Raw genomic sequence first — 24,034 nt, 5'->3', positions numbered from 1 at the left:
GACGGCCTGCAGGTTCGCGTGTCGACCGTTGATGGCAGGCTCGCCAATATGGAAGCGGTTGCAGGCGCCTTTATCGCCAATATTGCCGGCCCCAAACGCGCCGCCTGAAATCAGCCGCGGCGCGCTTTCGGCTTGCGAAACCGGAACACAAACCGGTCGGTCTTCCCCCGCACGCTGGGATCGAACACCAGCTTGGTATGATCGTCGCCCGCATTGCGCAGCAGGTCGCTTTCGCCGTCGAGCACGAAGCCCGCTGCTTTGAAGTCCGCCTTCACCACCGCCGGATCGATGCGGTGCACCTTTTCGACGGTCGCGCGCGTATCGCCCGGGGTCGCGACGTGATCGATCACCACCACCGCGCCGCCGGGCTTCACGGCCTGATACAGCACGCGCAGAAACGCCGCCGGATCGGTGCGCGGCACTTTGAACTGCGCGCTTTCCCAATAAAGATCATGATAGACGAGGTTCATCATCACCAGATCGAGGCTGCCCGCCGGTGCGGCGAAGGCATCGAACGGATAGGCGACCTGGGTGACGTTGGGATTGCGCGCGATAAGCCCGGTCCACACCGCCTTGTCCTTGGCTTCGGTCGGCAGGAATTGGCTCGGTTCATAAGCGACGACCTTGCCCTTGGGGCCGACCACGCGCGCCATGATCTCGGTCCAATAGCCCGCGCCTGCCATCACATCAGCGGCGCTCATGCCCGGCTTGAGCCCCGCGAAGGCCAGCACTTCGGCAGGCTTGCGGCTCTCGTCGAGCTTGATGTCGGACGCCGCACGCCCGGGGGCGGCCACGGCGGCGGCGATATCGGGCCGGGGCGCTTGCTTTGCGAAGGTTGGCACGGACCCCGCGACGATCAACAGCGGGGCAAGCAGCAGCAGGCGCTTCATCGGGCTGATCCTCATGCTAGTGTATGTGTGAGATAATACACGTAGCACGGATCGGCGCAATTGTAGGGTGCGAGGATCTGACGCAGAATTAGGGTTGGGGGTTAGGCGGCGCGCGGGACGATGCGATCGAGCGCGCCGTTGAGCGCGCGCTTGGCTTCAACGATTTCGTATCGGTCTTGGAGGCGCAGAAAGAAGCCCTCCGACATGCCGAAATAGCGAGCGAAACGCAGATCGAGCTCAGCATCGACCGGACGCACACCGTCGACCACTTCCGCGATGCGATTGGGCGTGACGCCGATGTCCGTCGCAAGCTGCTCGACGCTCAACGCGTGCGGTTCAAGAAACTCGGCAACCAGCATTTGGCCCGCATGCTCGTTCTCGAGCCAGTCGGGATTAGTGATAGTCTGCAATTTCGACGTCATATGCGTCTCCGTCTTTCCAGACGAAGCATATACGCCATTGTGTGCTCTTAGAAGGGAACGCCGCGGGGGGGTCAGGCAGCGAACCGGGTCGGCCGATAGCGCGCCTCAGGAATGGGAAACCCCATGTCCTTGGCAACCTCGAGCCAGACCTGCATGGCGATCTGCACCTCAGCCAAGGCTTCCTCCGGCGTATCGCCGTGCGCCGAACACGTCTTCAGGTCAGGCACGTTGGCAACCCAGCATGCGTCGTCTTCATACCAGAACAGATCGATGTGATACCGTGGCAATCTAGTCGTCCAGTTTCAGCCCGTATTGATCGCACATAGCGAGGAATTGCTGAATTTGATAGCTCTTCGCCTCTTTTCCGCGCGGCTGGATGTTGACGACAAACCGTACGTCGGGACGCGCATACAACCGATGGCTTCCTAGTTGTCGAATTGGCGAGAATCCGAACGCAACGACTAACCGCTCGAAATCGCGAAACGGAATGGAAGCACGAGGGTTGGCGACGATCCAAGCATGTAATTTCGAGATTTTACTCACTTTATGTCCTTAGAACCAAGGCACATTGACCTTGAAGCTTTAGACTAGCGTATCGCCAAATCTCGCAATAGCGCAGGCGCCATCAACGCCCCCGCCGCGAACTCCCCGCCATCCCCGCGCGCATCTTCTGGCTCTTCCCGTAGCGGGTCTTGCGCGTCCCCGGTTTCCCCTCATTTGAACGCCCCATCACCGGCGCTTTCCGCTCATCCACCGGCAGGCCAAGCTCCTCCGCCTCCAGCGATCGGATTTCGTCGCGCAATCGCCCGGCTTCCTCGAACTCGAGATCGCCCGCGGCCTTGCGCATCTTCTTCTCAAGCTCCTCGATATACGCGCGCAGATTGTGGCCGACCATGTGCGGGCGGTCCTCATCGATTTCGACCGTTACCTGATCGCGGCTCGCGACGTCCTTGATGATGTCGCCGATGTTGCGACGGATCGTCGTCGGGGTGATGCCGTGGACTTCGTTATACACGAGCTGCTTCTCCCGCCGCCGCCCGGTTTCGTTCATCGCGCGCTCCATAGAGCCGGTGATGCGATCGGCATAGAGGATCACGCGCCCGTCGACATTGCGCGCCGCACGGCCGATCGTCTGGATCAGCGACGTTTCGCTGCGCAGAAACCCTTCCTTGTCGGCATCGAGAATCGCAACCAGCCCGCATTCGGGGATGTCGAGCCCCTCGCGCAGCAGGTTGATGCCGATCAGCACATCATACACCCCCAGCCGCAAATCGCGGATCAGCTCGATCCGCTCCAGCGTCTCGACATCGCTGTGCATGTAGCGCACGCGCATGCCCGCTTCGTGCATGAATTCGGTCAGATCCTCGGCCATCCGCTTGGTCAGCGTCGTGACCAGCGTGCGATAGCCCGCCTCGGCGGTCTTGCGCGCTTCGACGATCAGGTCCTGCACCTGTTCTTCGACCGGCTTGATCTCGATCGGCGGATCGATCAGCCCGGTCGGGCGGATCACCTGTTCGGTGAAAACGCCGCCGGTCTGTTCCATTTCCCAGCTGCCCGGCGTCGCCGAGACGTACGTGGTCTGCGGGCGCATCGCTTCCCATTCGTTGAAGCGTAAGGGGCGGTTGTCGATCGCACTCGGCAAGCGAAAGCCGTACTCGGCGAGCGTCAGCTTGCGGCGGTGATCGCCGCGCGACATGCCGTTGATCTGGCCGATCGTGACATGGCTTTCATCGACGAACAGCAGCGCATTGTCGGGGAGATATTCGAACAAGGTCGGCGGCGGTTCGCCAGGCATGCGGCCGGTGAGGAAGCGCGAGTAATTCTCGATCCCCGCACAACTGCCCGTCGCGGCGATCATCTCAAGGTCGAAATTGGTGCGCTGTTCGAGCCTTTGCGCTTCGAGCAGCTTGCCCTCGATCACCAGCTCCTTCAGCCGCTCGGTCAGCTCGAACTTGATCGCTTCCATCGCCTGTTTGAGCGTCGGCCCCGGCGTGACATAGTGGCTGTTCGCATAGACGCGCACGTAATTCAGGCTCGCGACTTTCTTCCCCGTCAGCGGATCGAATTCGACAATATCTTCGATATCATCGCCGAAGAACGACACGCGCCACGCGGTATCCTCATAATGCGACGGGAAAATCTCCAGATTGTCGCCGCGCACGCGGAAATTGCCGCGCGCGAACGCCGCGTCGTTGCGCTTATACTGAAGCGCCACGAGCTTGCGCACGATCTCGCGCTGATCGACCGTTTGCCCCTTTTTCAGGTCGAAGATCATCGCCGAATAGGTCTCGACCGAGCCGATGCCGTACAGGCACGAGACTGACGCCACGATAATCACATCGTCGCGTTCGAGCAGCGCGCGCGTCGCCGAATGCCGCATCCGGTCGATCGCTTCGTTTACCGAGGATTCCTTCTCGATATAAGTATCCGACCGCGCGACATAGGCTTCGGGCTGGTAATAGTCGTAGTAACTGACGAAATATTCGACCGCATTGTCGGGGAAGAACGACTTGAACTCGCCGTAAAGCTGCGCGGCGAGGATCTTGTTGGGGGCGAGCACCAGCGCGGGGCGCTGCACCGCCTCGATCACCTTCGCCATCGTGAAGGTCTTGCCAGAGCCAGTGACGCCGAGCAGCACCTGGTCGCGCTCGCCCGCCTCGACTTGCTCGACCAGCTCGGCGATCGCCGTCGGCTGATCGCCCGCGGCGGTGTAATCCGACACGATCCGGAACGCCTTGCCGCCCTCGGCCTTGGGCGGCCGTTCGGGCCGGTGCGGGACGAAGGCCTGCCCCGTTTCGGGCTCGTCGAGGCTGGTGCGAATCTGGATTGCCATAAGCAGAACATATGGGGATTATCCCGCCATAAGCAACGCGCGCATGGAGTCGCGCGCGGCAGGGGGAGTTCGGTCGATGGCACGCTATCGGATCGTCGCGTCACTGGCCTTGCTGGGCGTCGCAGCAGCACCGCCGGGGCCGATCATTACGCCCGGCAAATGGGAGAATCGCGTCGAAATCCTCGACGTGCAGCTGAAAGGCGCACCGCCGGGAGTCACCGCCGCGATGAAGGGCCAGCCAATGGTCGTCACCAGCTGCATCACCCCGAAACAAGCCGAAGCCGGGCCACAATCGGCGATGAACGCCGACAAGGCCTGCCGCTTCGTCCGCTATTCGGCGACCGGCGGGCAGATCGCGACCGAGCTCGTCTGCAACCGCCCGAACGGCACGATGCGCGTGGTGTCGCAGGGGACCTATACGCCGACCAGCTATTCGGTCTCGGGGACGGGGACCATGTCCGGGCGGATGTCGATGACGATGAAATCGCGCACCACCGGGCGACGGTTGGGCGGGTGCTAGTTGCTGGTGCGTCGCGTCGCTGGCCGTGGTAGAAATGATCTGACAGCATATGGGAAGGGACTGCGATGATTGGCTATGCGACCCTTGGCACCAACAACATTGTTCAGGCGCGCGCCTTCTACGACTCACTGCTTGGATCAATCGGCGCCAAGCGCATTATGGAATTTGGCGAGGACACAGGGGGCTTCACCCTTTGGGGAACGGCTTGGGACAAGCCCGGTGTGGCGTTGACGCGGCCCTTCAACGGTGAGCCTGCGGTCGCAGGCAACGGCAACATGTTGGCGATCCCGCTCGATAGCCGTGCCAAGGTCGACGCGCTGCACGCCAAGGCGATCGAACTCGGCGGCAGTTGCGATGGCCCGCCTGGAGTGCGCGGCGAAGAAGGGCCGCAAGCCTTTTACGGCGCCTATTTCCGCGATCCTGAAGGCAACAAGCTGTGCGCGTACCGGATCGGCCCTGCCTGACCCCTCACCCGCGCGGACGGTAGGCGATCACCCACATCACCGTCGCAATCGCCGCCGCCACGCCCGCCAGCAGCAGGCTCGTCGCCACCGCACTCGCCCAGCGATAGAGCAACGCGCTGCCATCGCTCGGCGGCGCCTCGAACAGGCCAAAGCCATAGGTTTGCGCGAACAGGAACAGGCCAAAGCCGATCGCCGCCCCCGCCAGCGCCGCTTGCCGCAGCCGCCGCCAGCCGTTCAGGTGCAACACCAGCCACACCGGCACGCCGACCGCGGCAATGCCCAGCGTCGTGAACACCGTCCCCAGAATGAACGCTGTCGCCACCGCCAGCGCGCTCGCCGTGCCGCTGCCCCACGCCAGCACCAGCCACACCGCGCCGCCCAGCAGCCCGCCCGCGCCGAGCGCGAGCCCCGCGCGATCCAGCGTCGTTTCGGGCAAGTCCACCCGGTCGCGCAGTTGATACCCCGCCATCCACGCGGGTTTAGGGCGCGGCGCGGCGCGGCTCAAGCCGCTTGATCTTCGCGCCGCCCGCCGCCAGCATCACACGCCATGCTCCCCTTCCTCCTCGCCGCCGCCACCCCGCTCCCCGCCAGCGCCGGCGTGCGCTTCGAGCGCAACCGCGTCGTCGCCCGCATTGCCGAGGGTGAGGCCGACCGCGCCACCCACCGCGCGGTCACCGCCGATGATCCGGTGCGGGTCGCATCGATCTCGAAGCTCGCGGTCGCGCTCGCGGTGATGCGGCTGGTCGAACGCGGCACGCTCGATCTCGACCGTGATGTCTCGACCTATCTCGGTTGGACCTTGCGCAACCCGGCCTACCCCGACGCCCCCGTCACGCTGCGGCGGCTGTTGTCGCACACCAGCGGCGTGCGCGACGCGGCGGGCTATGGCATCGCGCTCGACGGCGACCTGACCGCGCGCATGGCCGAGCCCGGCGCGTGGGATGCAGGCCATGGCGCAGGCTATTTCGCCTATGCCAACCTCAACTATCCGCTGATCGCCGCCGTGATGGAGGGCGCTACGGCCACGCGCTTCGACCGCATCATGGCCGAACAAGTCTTCGCGCCACTCAAGATCGCGGGCTGTTTCAACTGGTCGACCTGCACCCCCGACGCCGCGCGCCACGCGGTCGTGCTCTACCGCGCGTGGGGCGAAGTCGCGCATGACGACCTGCACGGTCGCCCGCCCGCCTGCCCCGGCACGCCCGCGCAAGACGGCAGCTGCGACCTGACCCGCTACCGCCTCAGCCACAGCAGCGGCTTCTTCTCGCCGCAAGGCGGGATGCGGATCGCCCCCACCGGCCTCGCCCGCATCGGCGCCGCGCTGGCCCGCCCCGGTTTCCTCTCGCGCGCCAGCCTCGCCACGATGACGCAGCCGCAGTGGCGCTACGACGGCCACAATGGCGATATCGAGGGCGGCTTCTACTGCGCCTTCGGGCTGGGTGTGATGTTCCTGACCTCGGGCAATGCCCAAGCCGGATGCCGCGACGCTCTGATCCGCGATGGCAAGACGCGGATCGGCCATGCGGGCGAGGCTTACGGCCTCCGGTCAGGGCTATGGGTCGATCCGGCAACGGGCCGGGGGATCGCGTTCTACACCACCGCCGTGGCCGACGACGCGCCAACGGGGCGGTCGGCCTATACGGCGCGCGAGGAAGCGATGGCGGCGCGGGTGATGACGGCGCGGTGAGGCGGGGTCAGCCGCCGAAGCGCGGGATCTGGTAATCGGGGCGCAGCCAGCGGACATGGCCGTTCGCTTCCTCGGCCGCGCGCGCGGCGTTAAGCGCGACCAAGCGGCGGACGATTTCGGCGGGGGGCAGCGGCGCGCGGCGCCACTCGTCGCCCCAACCATAGGCATCCGCCACTGCCAGATCGAGATCGTCGTGCAGCTTGGCAACGATGAAGGCACGCGCGCGGACGGCGGCTGCCTCTTGCTCTGTCGGCAGCGTGCCGTCGCGGATCGCGGCGACGAAGTTGTAGAGGCCGGTCATGGTCAGCGACGGGCTGTCGTCGAGCGCCACGCGGCGGGTGGCATCGAGCCGCTCGGCAAGGGCGGCGACGGCGTCGCTGCGATCGGGGAAGGGGAAGGGATCGAAGACTTTCCCTTTGACGTAAACCGGGTCGTTGCCGAACCCGAGCCACCCGCCGGCTTCGATGGCCCAATCGGTGTGCAAGCGCGACTGAAGCACGCCGAACGTATTGGGATCGTCATCGGCAATCACGATGATCTTGTTGTCGGCTAGGATGCTCGGATCAAGGAACTGGAAGATGCGGTGCGTTGACGTTTCGACGATGCCGACGCTCCGGGAAAGGTCGGCCAGCGCCGGTCGAAGGTCGCGACGTGGTTCTCCGAAAACCCACCACAGGTTGCGGTACGTGACTCGATTGTTGGTATCGCGCTCGGGTTTCACCGTGGTCAGCAAATGCTGATACACCTCTGGGAACCGGTCCATCACCGCCTGCTCGCTCAGCCCGAACAGATCGATCACCATCACGCCGCGCGGGCGCTGGAGCAGATCGCGACCGTTGCGATAGTCGCGGATATGCGCCTCAAGCCCCGGTCGCGTCCCCAGCCCCAGGTCGCGCGCCTTGGCAGGCGTGACGATGAAGCCAGCACCGTGCAGCTTGACGCCGGGCGAGCACAGCCCCTCGTTCGCCTTCAGTGGCACCACCTGAGTCACATCGGTGCCCACCGACAGATCGGCATTGATCCGCCCGGTCTCGACGCGCTCCTCGATCCTCGGATCGTCAGTGTCGAGCGCGGTTTCGCCGACAATCTCGATCAGCCGCCCCTCGCCCGCCCCGGCCACCGCCACGGTCATCGCGATCCGCACCGCCGCCGCGTCCTTCGTCACCCGCGTCCAGGGATGATCGGGAACGGCGAGGGTGAGGTGGAGCTTATTTGAAAGCCCCTCCCCTTCAGGAGTGTCGGTTGAACCGTGCCCCGCACGGTTCAGGTCAGGCTGGGAGCCTGACCGAACCGACACTGGGTTGGGGGTGGGGCCTGTCAGTCTCACCGAGTCATCGCTTGCGGACACGCCCCACCCCAACCCCTCCCCTTCAGGGGAGGGGCTTGAAGGCGCAAGCCAGCCCTCGATCACGCGCCTGGAGAACACCTGCGTAATGCTGTTGGTCGTCACAAAGCCGAAGCGTATCAACCGCGTGTCGGGCCGCGTCAGGATATCCGCCGCGCGGTCCCACCAATGCATCACGAAGTCGGCCGATTTGGGCACGCGCGGATTGGCTTTCCACAGCGTCTCCGCATAGTCGCTGCCCAGCCGGTCGCGAATGTCCTTGCCGCCGATGAAGGGCGGGTTGCCGACGATGAAGTCCGCTTCGGGCCAGACCGGGCGGCGCGGGTTGGCGGTGTCGGGCTCGCCCATGTTGTCACGCACCAGCACGGCGTCAAACCCGCCGTGGGTGCCTGCATTGATGTTGCTCAAGGGCGGCAGCACCGGCTCGCCGATCGCTTCCGGCGTATTGGCGAGGCGGAAACGCAGCCAGCCGATCCACAACACCAGTTCGGCAATCACCGCAGCGCGCGGGTTCAGTTCCAGCCCGAGGAACTGGTTGGGGTGCACCGCCGGGTCAAGGCTGCCGCCCAGCCCGATCACGAACTGCCGCACTTCGGATTCGAGCCGCAGTAAATTTTCCATCGCGACATAGAGGAAATTGCCAGTGCCGCAGGCGGGATCGAGAATGCGCAGGCTGGCAAGTCGCGCGTGAAAAGCCGCAACGCCCTTGATCGCCGCCTGCGCATCTCCGGCATCCGCCGCCATCCGCGCCGCCGCCAGCACCGCTTCCCATTCCGGCGACAGCACGTCCATCACCGTCGCCTGCACCAGCCGCTGGACATAGGGGCGCGGGGTATAATGCGCGCCGAGCTTGGCGCGTTCGGAGGTGGTGAGCACCTGTTCGAGCAAGGTGCCGAAGATCGCGGGTTCGACCGATCGCCAATCCTGATCGGCGGCGACGCGCAACTCGCGTTTGAACTCGCCGGGCAGGTCATAAACCTTGGCCCCGGCAAACAGGTTGCCATTGAAATAGCGGACGATTGCATCGCCGTGCGACCAGTATCGGTTGGTCGGCTGCGGATCGTTCATGCGACGCCACAAATCCTCAAGGCCGCTGCGCCAAAACTGGTCCGACCGGCCTTCGGCGTCGCTCAGGAAGGTCTTGAAACTGTCCTTGGGGAGCAGGCCGACATCTTCTGCAAACATGCAGAACAAGGTCCGCATCAGGAACAGGCTGGTCGCTTCGATGCCCAGCGCGATTTCCGCGTCGCCGGGGCGCAGTTCGCGCTGGTCCTTTTCGAGCTGCGCGGCGACCCGGCTCAATCGTTCGGCAATGTCGCGGGTAACCTTGGCCGCGCGCGCGCGGGGATCGACACTGGCCGGATCGGTCCAGATCGCGCGCAGCGTATCGGCGGCGGTCTTCTCAACCCCGTCGATCAGCGCATCGCTGGCCAGATCGCCGAGCGCGATGCGATAGCCACGCTCGTCGGGGAAGGGGCGATAGCCGCGCCCGTTGCCGGCGAAATCAAAATACAGCTCGAACGCGCGACCGATATCGGCAACGATCAGAAAGGGTGGCCATGGATGATCGGCCGGCAGCGCCAGCGCATAATTTTGCGCCTGCAATCGGGCATCTTCCATCAACCGGTCATAGCGGCGCTTGGGCTTGCCCTTGGCGGGCGCGGTGCCGATTGGCTTGCCGAACAGGTCGTAGATCGTTTCAGCGGGCGGTTCGGACGGGTCGTCGGCCAGCACCTCGCCGGGGCCGAGCTGGCTCTGCTTGGCCTCCAGAATGAAGTGGCCGCGCTTGTACAGGTCGATCCGCTTGGTACCCTTGCCGCCATAGACCGCCGCCGACTGGACCGGCATTTCGAAGCGGAAATGCTCCGCCGGTACGCCGTCGTCGCCGGGCGTGGCGACGCCGAGCGCCTGCATCAGCTCGGTCAGAAACTGCTGATATTCAGCGCGTTCGCCCGCCTTGTCCTTGCCCAGCCATTTCGCGAGAAGAGTGTCGAGCGTCATCCTGCCCTGCATAACCGAGCGGCACGGACAGGCAAGCGGGGATGGCGCGCCGCACGCTCGAACGCCGATATCCCCTATCCTTCCCCCTCCCTCGGCAGCCACCCCTCCGGCACTTCGGCCCCGGCCAATTGCCACTGCGGCTCCCCCGCCACAAACGGCACGACGTTCGCAGATTCCATCGGCGGCGCGATCACGCCGCGATCGGGCGAATTGCCGGTGAATCGGCGCCCAAGAGCGACCCCGTGCTTGTCCGGCGCCGGCGCTTGCGGTTGTTCAAGAAAACTCTTGCTGGCGGGGCCGTTCTCGGCGCCGATAGCGACCGCGCACGACTGGCGATTCCGGAATAGTTGGCGATGCTGAGCTCACAACTCATGGGGTCCCGCCTCGGCGCCGGTTCACATGCCAACGGAGCGCCCGGTCGCGTTCGCGTCGCGGGGCGCTGCACCGCCGCCGCTTGCCGGAGGCTTGCCACCACGCTGTCGACAAGGGACTTCAACAACTAAGTCATTGAAAAAATGGTGCTGCCGGTGAGGATTGAACTCACGACCTCAGCCTTACCAAGGGCAGTGAACAAACTGGATTGGCCTTACTTACCTTTTCCACAGCATCCATTAACCACAGTTTTCTAGGGTTTTCAACTACCTTCCCTTGCCTAAGATCGATCAAAATGGCATCAACTTACCGCGACCGTCCTTTGTCGGTCCTGTGTCGGAGATGCCCACATGAAAGTTGCCAAGCTGACGAAGGGGATCGTGGACGGTCTAGAGGCGGGCGCGAAGCCTTACGTCGCATGGTGCGGCTCTCTGCCCGGCTTCGGGGTGTCAGTGCGCCCGAGCGGGGCCAAATCGTTCATCGCTCAATACGACTTCGGCGGGCGCCGGGGCGTGACCCGCCGCGTTACGATCGGCGTCTATGGCAAGCCTTGGACCGTCGAACTGGCGCGCAAGGAAGCCGAACCGATTCTTCGCAATGCTAAGAGCGGCATCGACTACGCGGAAGCGAAGGCAAAGCGTCGCGCCGAAATGACGGTCGCCGAACTGTGCGACGAATATCTCGCTGAGGGCTGCGAGCATAAGAAGGTTTCGACCATATCGACGGACAAGGGCCGCATCGAACGACACATCAAGCCTTTGCTTGGCTCGATGAAAATCAGTGACGTGAAGCGCGGTGACATCGAGAAGTTTATGCGCGCCGTCGCCAATGGCAAAACAGCTGCTGATGTGAAGACGAAGGCGCACGGCCGCGCGATCGTTACAGGCGGCAAGGGCGCCGCAACTCGCACTGTCCGGCTATTGGGCGGCATTTTCAGCTACGCCGTGAAGCACGAGTATATCAAAGCGAACCCGCGCGCTGGCGTGAAGGTCTATGCCGATGGCAAGGGCGAACGCTTCCTTTCGCCGGATGAGATCATGCGGCTGGGCGATGCGTTACGCGAGGCGGAGACCATCGGGCTTCCGTGGCAACTCAAGGAGGGCCCCAACGCTAAGCACAGGCCGAAGAAGGGCGGGGACCAGCGCGAGGTGATCGCGCCGCACGCCGTAGCGGCCATCCGCCTTTTGATGCTGACAGGATGTCGGGCTGGCGAAATTCTTCGCCTTCAATGGCAGCATGTCGATCTGGAGCGCGGAATCCTGAACCTGCCAACTTCGAAGACCGGTGCGAAGAAGGTTCTCATTGGCGCAGCGGCCATGAAGGTTTTGGCCGAGCTGCCGCGCGTCAAGGGCAACCCCTACGTCATAGTCGGCGAATCGAAAGAAAAGCCCCGTAGCGACCTGAAGCGCCCTTGGAAGCGCATCACCAATTACGCCGCATTAACCGACCTTCGGTTACACGACCTCCGGCATAGCTTTGCATCCGTTGGCGTAGCGTCCAACCTTGGCCTGTCCGTCGTAGGTAAGCTGCTAGGGCATGCTTCACCGGCAACGACCGCGCGCTATGCCCACATAGCCGACAGCGCCGAACGTCGCGCGCTCAACGATATCGAGAGCACGATTGCAGCAGCCGCAGGCATGATACCAACAGCCGATGTATTGCCGTTCAAGAAGGACATTGTCTGAATGCATACTTGTTTGGCAGTCCGTGATGGTAGTCTTGCTAAGCTGAATATGAATGTCTTGCATGATGGTAATTCAACAAGGTAGTGATTCCAAGGAAGTCAAGTAAATCTTCTTGAATTTAGTAAATTTGGATAATAAATAGTACGCCATCTCCGCTTTAAGGCGGTGTAAACAAGGATGGCGCTGTGATGGACTATCTTCGACGCGACAGGGCTGCTCAATATCTTCTTGAAAGGTATGGCGCCTTCACCGTGGCGACATTGGCCAAGCTGGCTTCTGTCGGTGGTGGGCCGCGGTTCCGCAAAATGGGCCGCTTCCCTGTATACACTCCCGATGATTTAGATGCGTGGGCGACCTCCCGTATGTCGCCTGCCGTCGCATCTACCGCCGAACTGGCGCAGCGGCGCAGTCAACGAGCGAGCGACGCAGGTGTGGCGATCGCGGAACGGGGGCAAGAATGAACAGTTACTCCGAATCTGCGCACCGCTCAGCTGCTGAACGCTTCACGCAATTTACGCAAAGCGATGATGTACGCCCGATCCTGCGTAAGCATAGCCAGTTCCTCAAATCCGAACTTGGTCAACGCGTGTGGCAAGAACTCTACACCCTGTCTGAATATTTGCTCGACGGGGAGATTGAGACAAACTATTTTAATATCAATGTGTTGATATTGGCCATTTCAGTCGAAATAGAACCCGATGAATTTCGCGTTATTGCGTGGCTTGCGGTCGAATTTCTGAGGTGCGTCATCTTCGGCATGGGGGATGTTCCGATCGCCGACGTGAGCGTTTGGGGGGCGGCCAGCAAAGCATGATCGACTCCACCGCGACGTCTCAGCGGGTGCCAACGATCGCGCCGGTCGAGCCCGAAAATATTCCGGACCTGCTCAAGCGCGAAGCGCGGTGGCTCGGCTGGTGGCCGGGGCCGCCTAAACCTGACGGGAAGTTCGACAAGTTCCCTGTCGATCCTCAGACGGGTCAAAAGATCAATCCGCTCAACCCTGCAAGCTGGCTCAGTTTTTCTGAAGCGCTGGCTGCTTGGCGTCGCGACATGGCGAAGGGGATCGGATTCGTGCTGAGCGACCAGCACCCGATTATCGTCAATGGCACACCCGTCTACTTGACCGCGATCGACCTTGATCGCTGCGCAGCGCAAATGGTGGAGCATAACGCGCTATGGCGTGAACTTGGCGACCCATACGTCGAGGTGTCGCCAAGTGGAAACGGGCTGCGGATGTTCGGTTTTTGCACCACCCCACTGAAAGGCGGTAACGTAGGCGACGGTCGTGAACTCTATTCCACGAAGCGATTCATGACCGTGACCGGCCAGGGTGGCCGTGGCACACTCAAGGATATATCCGCCGCACTCATCGCCGTCGAACAGCGCTGGTTCCCCCGATCCGTCGTGACGGGCACTGGGCTTCCTGCCCAGCCGGTGATTGCGGCTCGACCGGAAACGACTGCTAATGTTGCGGCGGTCCTCTCGATGCTGGATTCGGTCTCCTCCGACACGGATTATGAATCATGGCGCTCCATTATCTGGGCGCTTTCGTCGACTGGTTGGACCTGCGCGTTGGCGATTGCACACAAATGGAGTGCGCGGGCGCGGCACCGGTATGACGCTGATGCCGTTGACAGGCTGTTTGCAGCTTTTGATCCCTCGCGAGGGATCACGCTGGGCACGTTGATCCACCATGCTCGCCAAAACGGCTGGAGCGATAGCGCGATGCAGTTGTCGGGCCAGATTCCCCCGCTTCCCCCTTTGCCGCCTCTGCCGCCGCCACCGCCGCCACCACCGCCACCGCCGATTCCGGCATCGCAAATCGGACCGTTGCTGACCGCGTCTGAGTTGCAGCGACTACCACCCGTGTCCTATGTCGTGCGGGGCTTGCTTCCCGCGCAAGGGCTGGTCGCGATCTATGGCGAACCGGGTTCGGGCAAATCGTTCCTCGCGCTCGATTTGGCTCATGCAGTCGCGAACGGTCGCGCAACATGGTTTGGCTTCCCCGTCAAACGGGCGCCGGTCGCATATGTCGCGCTCGAAGGGCAGGGCGGGATGGCTAAGCGAGTTGCTGCGGTTGAGAAGCACACCGGAGAATCTTGCGACAATACGCTGCGGTTCTGGTGCCGCGACTTTCACCTCCTTTCAGATGAAAGCGTGCAGTTCCTCGCTACCCAAATCGTGGCGACGATCGGTAGCGGTGCGATCGTCGTCATCGACACGCTCAATCAGGCGTCTCCTGGTGCGGACGAGAACTCGTCGCAGGACATGGGAAGGCTCATTGCCAGCGCAAAGCGTGTAGCAGCGATCGTGGGTGGGTTGGTTATCCTGGTCCACCATGCCGGAAAGAACCGGTCGCAAGGTCTTCGCGGTCACTCGTCGCTTCTCGCCGCAATGGACGTCGTGATCGAGGTTCTTAAGCTGCCCGGTCACCGCAAGTGGCATGTCGTCAAAGCGAAGGACGATAGCAGCGATATCTCGAGGGATTTCGAACTCGTGACCTACGAAGTCGCGCAAGATTTTTATGGGCCAGTCAAGAGCTGCGCCGTGCAGCAGACGGCCATTGTCCCGGTTGTGACAAAGGCTAGGGTCACCGGCAAGCACCAGAAGGCAGTGATGGCCAAATTGCAGCAGCTACTCCCGGCAGTCGGCCAGCGGATGAATTATCAGTCCGCAGTCCAGCAAGTCGCGACCGTGCTCACCGCAGCGGCAGGGAAGGAGCGCGACAGAGCAAAGGAAGCTGTCGACGCTCTCATTCGCCGTGGGCACCTTTCGCTGAATGATGGGGGCGTAGCCCTTGCTGACTAATCCCGAACAGTTCTCCCGCCCCGAACCCCTAAAGGGGATTCGGGGTTTCGGGGATGGAACTTCTACCCGAAACGGTCCCGATTCGACTGAACGGGGCCGGTTTTAGCCAAGTTTTCCTAACCACCAGCGAGATTTGCCGTGCCTAATGCCTACATCGCCCGCCTCAAGAGGGAATTGAGTGAGGAAGCACAGCAGCCATTGGCTGTGTCGCATAACCTTCGCCAGCAAGTTCTTGACTGGTTCGAGAGCCTACCGGAGATCAGCCGCAACCGCCCGTTCGCGATGGTCGAACTAGAAAGGGCGCTAGGCACGCAGGGGAAATATCTGAGCCCGGTCTTGTTGAGCCTCGGTTGGAGCCGGAAACGAAAATGGACCAGCCAAGGTCAGTACCACCGCTACTGGGTACCGCGAGACGAATAGTCGGTCACCAGCTCGCGACGCTGTGCACAGGTGCTTGAGGCGGGGATCGGCTCCGCGTTTTTGTCGATGGCGGCGGCAAGCCGTTGCAGGCTCGGCGCGCCAACGAGCGCCTGGGTGACCCCTGTGCGATCGACGTGCCGCAGTCGTAGCGGTTCGCTTTCCGGTCCAGCATTTTGATCGTTGGAACCCCCGGCGTTGGGAGCATCACCGCTCTCCGGGTCGACCTCCTTGGAGTCGCGCCAGTTCAGGCTTCGTCGTCGGGCAACACCAAAGCAACATGACTCACCTCAAGAGCCAAGGCCAGCTCGTAAAGCGTGATCACGGTCGGGTTGCGTCGGCCACGTTCAAGACTGCTCAGATATTGCTGGCTGAAGCCAGATCGCGCCGCAACCTCTTCCTGCGTCAGTTGCCTTTCTCGACGCAGGCGTGCGACATTTCTCCCTACCAGCTTTCGCATGTCCATCGGACAGCGAATCGCAATTTACACATTATGAGTTTATCAACTCTTATATGTAAATGACCTTGTCGCGACATAGGCGGTCGAAGTGCGATCCGATGCGAACTGCCGAGAGGGTAAGCGCGAGTGAATCGCTCCAAAGCTTGTCGCGTGGAGGCGTGAATGTCCCCGGATGTGCGGAATTTTTTGCTCGTAGTTGGCTTCGGGGCAATCATTGGGTTACTCGCCGTCCCTGCTCCCAATAGTCTTGGCGCGCCAAACGCCGATCCCGGCACCGCGCAGGGCCCCGGTGGCTCTCCCGACCAAATATTGGCGGAATTGCAGGCGCAGCAGCGGGCGCGCGCAGAGGCCTTGCGGCAACAGCAGTTCATCGGGTCGGCGACTCCGGATGCATCTGCTACGACCCGCGAACTTCGCGATGTGGCAGTTGCCCGCATCCTAGCGAGTAACCCCAGCAACAGGGACCTCGCGGCAGTCAGTGCAATTTTAAATGGTGGCGCGACTGCGCCGCAGGACCCTTATCCGATCTATTCCCAGCCCACCTATAGTTCGATTCCTCAGTTGCCGGTCCGCATCGACCCGAGCCCGGCTGCTAGCGGGGCCCGCGGCTCATTGAGCGAGAACTATCGGTCTTCGCGCTATAGCCAACTGCCGCCATCTAACGTTGCCCCACTGGATTTCGGCCCTCCTGCCCTCAATCGAGCTGGCCCCGGCACATACTCAGACAGCAACGGTGACCTTTACACCCAGGCAGGGCCGCGCGGCGTCGTAAACACGCGAACAGGTGAGTTCAGGCCGACAAACTGACGCGATATAGCATCCGATTCGCGTGATCACCGGCGCCCGAAAAATTTTTTCGAAATCGCTTTGAGCGACCATTAAGACCCCTAACCCTATGCGAAATCGATTCCCCCTCGGGGGTCTAGCGTAGAAAAAGAATCCTTTGTTCCGGGCATCCTTGCCGCGATGATCATCCGCTCGACATAGTACAAATTTGCGTCGGGCTGGCTCGGTTTGATCTTGTGATCTGCCACTTGCAGTTGCGACAAACGATTACGGGCGCGCTAGCGCGCAATCCTGCCCAACGCCAAGATCGTCAGCGAACTTCACACCCTTGCCGTCCGAAGGCAACGGCGTGGAGTAAATCGACGATAGAAAAATCATCTGAATCAATTTTGTATGCAGTTTTCGTCGCCTACCCGCAATCTCACAAAGGACGGGCAAAGGGCGGTCGCTGATAACCGCAAGCGCGCCATGGGTTATAGCGCCATAAAGCGGCTTTTCGGATTACGACACGCTTCCGGTCGTTTCCAAAATCGGCAGCTTTGCGCCCCAATTGTCGTCTTTCGACACTGCGATCGGCATTCCTGAAACTTGCCATTCAATCCGAAACGCTTTCACGCCTCGCTGAAGGTCAGCACCTCGCACTGACCCGCCATACCCAGCTGCCGCGACGAACGGCAGCTTGCGGGGTGGGTTCAACCGATCGACGCGACGCTCTGAGCGAACTTCTCAGCTGGCGTTTGGTACATCAAGGTTTTTCTCGGTCGCTCGTTGAGTTGTCGGGCGATGGCGCTGAGTTGGGCCTGGCTGAAGGTCGACAGATCGACGCCGTGGGGCAGATACTGGCGCAGCAGGCGGTTGGTGTTTTCGTTGGTGCCGCGCTGCCATGGGCTTTGGGGATCGCAGAAGTAGACGGCGACGTCGGTCGCGAGGGTGAAGCGCCGGTGGTCGGCAAGCTCCTTGCCGCGATCCCACGTCAGCGATCGATAGAGTTCGTGGGGCAGTTTGCGCGCCTGCTTGATCAAGGCCGAGACGACGCTGGCAGTCTCCTTGTTCGGAACCTTGGCCAGGATCACGTAGCGCGACTGGCGTTCGACCAGCGTCACGACATGGCTGCCTCGTGCCCCCGAGATGAGATCGCCCTCCCAGTGCCCGGGCACGGCGCGGTCCTCGACGCAAGCGGGTCGTTCGCTGATCGAGACCGCGTCCTTGATCTGGCCGAGCCCGTCGCGCTTCAAGCTGGCGTGGCGCGAGCGCCGGATCGCGCGCTTCGCCCGCAGATGCGCAAGCAGCTCTTTCTTGAGGACGCCACGCGCCTGAATATAAAGGCTCTTGTAGATCGTCTCGTGTGACACGCGATGCTGGTCTTCGTCCGGAAAGCTATGCTTGAGCCAGCCCGCAATCTGCTCTGGTGACCATTTGCGGCGTAGCTTGCGCGATACTGTTCGTCGCAAGCCCGGGTGGCAAGCAAGCTTGCAGCGCTTCGGGCGCAACGCACGATCCCATGCCGCCTGATCCGATAGCGTGGCACGATACCGATCAGCGCCACCGTTACGGCTAATCTCCCGGCTGATCGTTGACGGCGCGCGGCCGAGCTGGACTGCAATGGCGCGCAGTGAACGGCTGGCGACGAGACCTCTGGATATCTCTTCGCGGTCGGCCAGGCTGAGCGCTCGCCCGGATCGCTTCCGATCGGGTGGGCGGATCCCGCCCGACGGTGAGAGCACCGAGAAGATCGACGAGCTCTCCCGCTCAAAGCCGCGACCAATCGAACTCATCGACTCGCCGCGCTGCCACCTGTCCCAAATCTCCGCCCGCTGAGAGGCCGAGTAATATATCCGACGACGCTGCTTCATCGCACCACTCCTTCTCATCATGAGAATGATGCGTTGCGTCGACCAGTTGAACCCACCGGCAAGGGCGGACGTTCAGTCGTTTCACTGAGCTGAGGACCAATAGAGCAAAGCTGGCCGAAAGGCGACAGGTCAATTGGAGGTCGTTACTGAATCGGAGTGGACACGATGCTCTTCCCAACCCGCCCATCGCTGAGCGTGGTAAGGAAGACCGCCATGCGGGAAGCGTTGGTGATAGGCCGATTGCCGTCGTTTTGAGGAACCGTAACATCGGCCCATCTTAGACTGCTATTATTGCAGCTGCGGCCGCAGCTGCAAAATCAGGAAGCCGCAAGATCGATTAAACAGGGTGGTCGTCAGATAAAATCACTGGTCACAAGTGATCCACGCCCACTATCGTACGCTGCGATATACGCAGGACCGATGTCGTCCGAGATGCTGATGGTATCGGACGGGAATCGCTTCTCGAGCAACGGCCCCAACGAGGACTGAGCCAGGGGATTGGGCGCGGTGACCGGCAGGTCGACCTGAATCACATAATCCCGGCCTGCTTGATACCCTGCGATGCCGTTGGCATCGACCACGAGGAAGGTCTTGCCCGCGAGATCGCCCGCGTCGGCCTGGAAAAGCACTGCGTGGTTGGCCGCGAGTTGGCCCGCGCCGATCGCCACGCCCAGATTGGCGTCGAAGCTCGCCGTCGACAGCGCGCCTGTGCCTACGCTTGCATCAACGCCGGTCACGAGCCCACCAAAGTCGAACTTGTCGACACCAGATACGAAGCCGGTGATCCGGTCGTAGTTGACCCCGGTCGACTGAATCACCGCATCATAGACGAACGTGTCGGCGCCAAGGCCGCCGTAGAGCACGTCCGCGCCGCCACCGCCGAAGATCCAATCGTTGCCAGCACCGGTCGTGATCGTCTCGTTACCGCTCCCGCCGAACACCCGGACATTGCCGTCGGTCTCGGCCGACGCATTGAGCGTGAACCCGGTTTCGACAGCGAGGCCGAACACTGTGAACGTCTGGCCCACCACGATCAGATTGTCGGCAAGCGTGATGTCATATGTCCCCAGATCGCCGGTGATGCCACGCAGCAGCGCCAGCACTTCGACATTTTGGAGCTGCGTCCCGCTGATCGTCACGACGTAATTGCCGTCGAGCCCGACCTGATCGTTGGTCCCTGCGCCCGCGTTGATGAAATCGCTTGCGGCGAACTTGCCTGGGCCGAAATAAATGCCGTCATTGCCTGCACCCGTGGTGATATTGTCCACCCCCGACCCGCCATAGACGCGAAACGTGCCATTGGTCTCGGCCGAACCGTTGAAGGTGAAGTTGTTGCCCACCGCCAAATTACCGGCATAGATCACCAGTTCCTGACCCGCCGCGACATTGGCGTCGATCGTGGTGATGCTGTAGCTGAAGCCCGGCAGCACCGCGAGCACATCGACATTGCGGGTCGAATTCACCCCCAGCGTCAGCCCGCCCGAATAATCGCCCTGCAAGCCGATCTGGTCGTTGTTGCCCGTCCCGCCATCGACGCTGTCATTGGCGTTGAAGGCGGCCCCGAAGTAAAAGGCATCATTGCCCGCGCCGCCGTTGAGGACATCGTCGCCGCCCTGGCTCGCGTCGAGATAATCATTGCCGCCACCGCCCACGATGCTGTTGTTGCCCGCATTGCCGCGCAAGGTCGCCGCGCCCGTCCCGACATAGGTCAGCACCTCGACATGAGCGGCCAGCTGATAGGTTGCGACCGTCGTACGGATTTCGTCGATGCCCCCGTCGGCTAGCTCGGTCACGACATCGCCCGCGTCATCGACGATGTAGACGTCGTTCCCGGCTCCGCCGACCATCGTGTCGATGCCCGCGCCGCCGTCGATAAGGTCATCACCGTTGCCACCAGCGAGACGGTTGCTCTTGGCATCGCCGGTCAGTATGTCGTTATACGATGAGCCGACAAGGTCTTCGATGTCGAAATAGGCGTCTTCGGCGCCGACCGTGTTTGCGGTGGTCAGCGCGGTCGCCTGGGCTCCGAGCAGCGTAGCGGGAAGTGGTGCCAGACCATAGCCGCCGATACCCGAGGCAAGATTGGCGCTTACGGCGCCAGATGCGTTCGAATAGTCGACAAGATCACGCGTGCCACCTAACCCGGTATATGAGTTGATGCCGTTCGATGACTTGAATGTATCGGACAGGTCGGTGCCGATACACACGTCGTCGCCGGGTGTGCCGGTATAGACGCCATCGGCGTCGGGCCTGTCGATGACGCTGTCGTATATTACTTGCTGAATTCCAACCACGGCATCGTAGATGGCGCGGGCTGATCCGAGAATGGCGGGTTTCGAGATCTGATTGGCTGCGATGTCGCCCGCAACCGCTCCAATGATCGCGCCAACTGCGCGGCCCGGGATTGAGCCGATGCCACCAAAATAGGCGCCGACCAATGTTCCGATCGTTACTCCCGTGCCAAGTGCCGCTTGGGATACCGTGGCCTTTACGGCAAGATAAACGCTCTGGGCAATAAACTCGCGTGCCTGCCCGCCGCCGCCCGGCTCGCCAGCGGCCATGATTGCGACGACTGCCTCACGGTAATCATTGGCATTGTTAAGAATAGACGCCGATTTGGCAAGTTTGCTCAGAAAAAGATCCGGCTCGGTCAGACGCAAAGCCCGGAAAGAAAAATCTTCTATGGCTTTGCCAAGATCGTTGGCGTTCCCGATGATTTTGATGACTTCAACGACGAGCGCAGCCGCTGCCACTCCGGCTTCGGAATATCCCGGAATCGGCGGAGGTTCGAGTCCCAGGATCGCCACCGCACTTCCGACGAGGCGAATGTCGCCGCCTTCGATTGCAACCGACAAGCTGCGAGCATCGACGGAGTCGATGTATACAGATTTCGTCGGCTCAGAAAAGCCAAGAGCCTGGCTGTAGAGGTTGACGAGATAGTGATAGCCATTTCCGTCTATGGATAGGTCTATCTTGTAAGCCACGAAATCGGCTGGCTTTTCGACGATGACCGGCTCTCCAAGAGTCAGATCGAGAATGCGGTCGTCATGGCCCGCGTAGAATATGTCACCCCCGCTTCCGCCGGTAAGCGTGTCGCTGGACCGGTCGTCGCCATTCTTGCTGCCATACAGGATGTCGATCCCGGCGCCGCCATAGATCTGGTCCGCGCCCGCGCCGCCAAAGATAGTGTCGTGGTCTGACAATCCCGATGCATCTTCCGGGCCTCCAAAAATCAAGTATCCGCTTGATCCGGCGGTAATTACATCGTCGCCGGTGCCGCCGCGGAAGCCACCTGAGAGACCCCATCTTAAAATGCCGCCGCCATCACTCGGAAGCGTAACAACGTCGTCGCCGCCTCCCGCATTGTCGTACGGGCCCGAAAAATTCGCCGGATCGAGCGTATTGAGATCTCGCACATTCGCAGTATCGTCGAACAGGGGTACCCCATTCGAAAAAAGCTGGGCTTTAACGTCGACGCCAAACGATGCGGTTTGGTCCGTCCAGGCAATTACAATGTTACCGTTGGATAGAGTTGCTACTGAGGTGTCAAATTGCCCATTTGCTGTTTGCGTGTTAACTAAGAATGGTACACCCATCGGATTCCCAAGCGCATCAAACTCCCGCGCAACTATTCCACCTTGGCTGTTATCGCCATATAGACCACTATAATCCGGCCAAACGGCAATAAATCCATCGCCTAGTGGATGCAAACTATATCCCTGGGGATTGTAAATCGTAGGATTAGGAATAATATTGAATACTGCGGACTTCGCTTGTCCGGATGAGTCATACACCTGCGCTAATACTGATGTGATGTTATCGAGTTGCCCGGGGTTGCTACGAACTGTCCATGATCTAACTATATCTCCATTTTTTAGAATTGCGATTGTTTGATCATTTCCGACGATCCGACTGTTTATTTCACCACTTATCGGTGCTCCACTTGAGTTGAAAAACCGCGATACGAAGCTGCCGTCGTTGGTCCAGCTTACGACAAAGCCTCCATCGGCTGTGCCAGCGATGTTCGGGCCAAATTGGCCACCTATCCGAGTTGCATTGACTGCAAAATTCAACCCTAAAGGAGCGCCGGTCGAGTCAAAAACCCTCGCAAAAACGTCCGGGGTTGTGTCGAGGCTTCCATCAGTCCAAGCGATGACAAATCCGCCGTTCGCTAATGGAGCAACGGCAGGCGCGCCCTGCGTGCCCTGAGTTGTCGAGTTGACCAAAAATTCGCTTCCGATCCGTCGCAGCGGCATGCAACCCCCATCCGATAAAACTTGAATTAACTAAAAATAACATGAAAATGCTTATCATCCAAGATAAAATGGGTCTCTGATCGGTTCGTTTCCATGATGGCGATAGATGGGAACCGTGCTGAGGGTCCAAACCCAATCAGCGCAGAACCCAAATGGCAATTATGTCAACTGCGAACACCCAGTCGAACAGCGGCTCGAGCCGCGCGTGCTCCTGTACCTCATAGGACTGCATTCCGGTGCTGACGCACGCATGATCGACAATAGTGCTCGTATTTATGCGATAACGATCTCGATCCCTGAAACATGCCGTCTCAATAGGGCTTTGTCGAGTCCAATAAGCACATGCGCGGGTCGCGAGGTATTTTAACGATCTGTTTTCGCAAGCCTATACCTGATTGATACTTCAAGTTGTAAAGCTGTGGTTCTGCTTTCGCCCCACAGCCGGACACTCCCGCCACGCTTTCTGGGTCACGGATTCCAACGGCTGCACGAGCGGACGCTCCGCGCCCAGCTCGAAGCGGTCAATTTCGACCCGCACAGGAAGACCGCGATCTATGAGTTTGCCAACGACCTGTCGCACTTTACCGGGAAAGGCTTCGATCCGGCGCTGGTGGCAGAGACGCAAAAGAACGTCGCCTACCTGCTGGAATTGGACAAAGCGGTCGCTCCGCAGCATTCTGAAAGCATCGAAAAGCTAGGAGCCGCGGCATAGAACCTGCGGCTCAGCCGCTGATTAGAGCGTAGCGGATCATCGTGGCTTCGGCCTAGCCGAATGTCCGCAATTCGCACTGCCGCGCCGGAACCCGCCTGTCGCCTAACGGCCCAGAAACAGTCGCTCGCCCTGTCTGACTAGCCGACAGTTTCCACCCCCCACCTAATTTCGGTCATTCCGCTTCATGGCCGACTACCAAGAATTACGGCATGGCCGTGTGAAGGGGTTCCCAGCACGTCCTGTGCCGGTCCTGTGCGCAAACTTCGCCCGAAGGCAAATATTAGCTAAGTCATTGAGAAAATGGTGCTGCCGGTGAGGATTGAACTCACGACCTCAGCCTTACCAAGAATCGCAGGGTTCATAATCTTAGAACACCACACTTAATCTTACGTCCTCGGACGCTATTAACTCCCTCTAATGATTAGATTATACGTCATTGTAGCTCATCGTCGTTGGTTACTCTTAATTCCAGCGTGATGGCCCGGTGATGACCAAATCGGCCTCCCGGATATTGGGAGACCGA

The 24,034-nt window shown here is 61.1% G+C and carries 18 protein-coding genes; 8 read left to right on the top strand and 10 right to left on the bottom strand.

The window, feature by feature from the left end; all coding sequences use genetic code 11:
* Window positions 1-110 precede the first annotated feature (110 nt).
* The 5 genes from K2W81_RS01045 to uvrB form a co-directional block, all read right to left on the bottom strand.
* Window positions 111-890 carry a methyltransferase domain-containing protein gene (locus tag K2W81_RS01045; RefSeq protein ID WP_294100558.1) on the bottom strand — a complete coding sequence of 260 codons (780 nt, stop codon included), beginning with the start codon at window positions 888-890 and terminating at the stop codon, window positions 111-113.
* 101 nt (window positions 891-991) lie between these two features.
* Window positions 992-1,312: a HigA family addiction module antitoxin gene (locus K2W81_RS01040; protein WP_294100557.1), complete on the bottom strand. Its 321-nt coding sequence runs from the start codon at window positions 1,310-1,312 to the stop codon at window positions 992-994.
* Between the two features lie 71 nt (window positions 1,313-1,383).
* Window positions 1,384-1,599, bottom strand: coding sequence for a type II toxin-antitoxin system HicB family antitoxin (locus tag K2W81_RS01035; protein ID WP_294100556.1), 216 nt, complete (start codon window positions 1,597-1,599; stop codon window positions 1,384-1,386).
* 1 nt (window position 1,600) lies between these two features.
* Window positions 1,601-1,855, bottom strand: coding sequence for a type II toxin-antitoxin system HicA family toxin (locus K2W81_RS01030; RefSeq protein ID WP_294100555.1), 255 nt, complete (start codon window positions 1,853-1,855; stop codon window positions 1,601-1,603).
* A gap of 82 nt (window positions 1,856-1,937) precedes the next feature.
* A complete protein-coding gene (gene uvrB, locus K2W81_RS01025) occupies window positions 1,938-4,145 on the bottom strand; it encodes an excinuclease ABC subunit UvrB (protein WP_294100554.1) in 2,208 nt (735 codons plus the stop codon).
* 76 nt (window positions 4,146-4,221) lie between these two features.
* Here uvrB and K2W81_RS01020 point away from each other — a divergent pair, with 76 nt between their 5' ends.
* Together K2W81_RS01020 and K2W81_RS01015 are read left to right on the top strand one after the other, a co-directional pair.
* Window positions 4,222-4,665 carry a DUF3617 domain-containing protein gene (locus tag K2W81_RS01020; RefSeq protein ID WP_294100553.1) on the top strand — a complete coding sequence of 148 codons (444 nt, stop codon included), beginning with the start codon at window positions 4,222-4,224 and terminating at the stop codon, window positions 4,663-4,665.
* 65 nt (window positions 4,666-4,730) lie between these two features.
* The gene (locus K2W81_RS01015; protein ID WP_294100552.1) at window positions 4,731-5,129 is read left to right on the top strand and encodes a VOC family protein; all 399 of its coding nucleotides are present in this window, start codon (window positions 4,731-4,733) and stop codon (window positions 5,127-5,129) included.
* 4 nt (window positions 5,130-5,133) lie between these two features.
* Here K2W81_RS01015 and K2W81_RS01010 read toward each other — a convergent pair whose 3' ends face one another.
* Window positions 5,134-5,598 (bottom strand): hypothetical protein, encoded by a 465-nt coding sequence (locus K2W81_RS01010; RefSeq protein WP_294100551.1) that lies wholly within the window; start codon window positions 5,596-5,598, stop codon window positions 5,134-5,136.
* A gap of 78 nt (window positions 5,599-5,676) precedes the next feature.
* On the opposite strand from K2W81_RS01010, the gene K2W81_RS01005 reads away from it, so the two are divergent.
* On the top strand, window positions 5,677-6,816 hold the full coding sequence (locus tag K2W81_RS01005) for a serine hydrolase (protein WP_294100550.1): 1,140 nt from the start codon (window positions 5,677-5,679) through the stop codon (window positions 6,814-6,816).
* A 7-nt stretch (window positions 6,817-6,823) separates the two neighbouring features.
* Here K2W81_RS01005 and K2W81_RS01000 read toward each other — a convergent pair whose 3' ends face one another.
* Entirely contained in the window at window positions 6,824-10,162 is a 3,339-nt protein-coding gene (locus tag K2W81_RS01000; protein ID WP_294100549.1) for a DNA methyltransferase, read from the bottom strand.
* 722 nt (window positions 10,163-10,884) lie between these two features.
* Between K2W81_RS01000 and K2W81_RS00995 the strand changes: the two genes are divergently transcribed.
* From K2W81_RS00995 to K2W81_RS00980, 4 genes are all read left to right on the top strand, one after another.
* Window positions 10,885-12,219: a site-specific integrase gene (locus K2W81_RS00995; RefSeq protein WP_294100547.1), complete on the top strand. Its 1,335-nt coding sequence runs from the start codon at window positions 10,885-10,887 to the stop codon at window positions 12,217-12,219.
* A 188-nt stretch (window positions 12,220-12,407) separates the two neighbouring features.
* Window positions 12,408-12,680: a DNA-binding protein gene (locus tag K2W81_RS00990; RefSeq protein ID WP_294100545.1), complete on the top strand. Its 273-nt coding sequence runs from the start codon at window positions 12,408-12,410 to the stop codon at window positions 12,678-12,680.
* Entirely contained in the window at window positions 12,677-13,033 is a 357-nt protein-coding gene (locus K2W81_RS00985; protein WP_294100543.1) for a hypothetical protein, read from the top strand. Before K2W81_RS00990 ends, K2W81_RS00985 begins: the two co-directional genes overlap by 4 nt.
* Complete coding sequence (locus tag K2W81_RS00980; RefSeq protein WP_294100541.1) at window positions 13,030-15,027, top strand: AAA family ATPase; 1,998 nt, start codon at window positions 13,030-13,032, stop codon at window positions 15,025-15,027. Before K2W81_RS00985 ends, K2W81_RS00980 begins: the two co-directional genes overlap by 4 nt.
* A 664-nt stretch (window positions 15,028-15,691) precedes the next feature.
* Here the strand turns inward: K2W81_RS00980 and K2W81_RS00975 are convergent.
* The 3 genes from K2W81_RS00975 to K2W81_RS00965 form a co-directional block, all read right to left on the bottom strand.
* Complete coding sequence (locus K2W81_RS00975; protein ID WP_294100539.1) at window positions 15,692-15,910, bottom strand: helix-turn-helix transcriptional regulator; 219 nt, start codon at window positions 15,908-15,910, stop codon at window positions 15,692-15,694.
* Window positions 15,911-17,382: 1,472 nt separating this feature from the next.
* A complete protein-coding gene (locus tag K2W81_RS00970) occupies window positions 17,383-18,543 on the bottom strand; it encodes an IS30 family transposase (RefSeq protein ID WP_294100538.1) in 1,161 nt (386 codons plus the stop codon).
* A 353-nt stretch (window positions 18,544-18,896) separates the two neighbouring features.
* Entirely contained in the window at window positions 18,897-22,139 is a 3,243-nt protein-coding gene (locus K2W81_RS00965) for a bluetail domain-containing putative surface protein (protein WP_294100536.1), read from the bottom strand.
* Window positions 22,140-23,217: 1,078 nt separating this feature from the next.
* Here K2W81_RS00965 and K2W81_RS00960 point away from each other — a divergent pair.
* Window positions 23,218-23,511, top strand: coding sequence for a hypothetical protein (locus K2W81_RS00960; protein ID WP_294100535.1), 294 nt, complete (start codon window positions 23,218-23,220; stop codon window positions 23,509-23,511).
* The last annotated feature ends 523 nt before the right edge of the window (window positions 23,512-24,034 follow it).

It is taken from the genome of Sphingomonas sp. (assembly GCF_019749955.1).
Lineage (GTDB): Bacteria > Pseudomonadota > Alphaproteobacteria > Sphingomonadales > Sphingomonadaceae > Sphingomonas.
The sequence above is the reverse complement of the archived record's forward strand: the minus strand, read 5'-3'. Positions and strand labels throughout refer to the sequence as shown.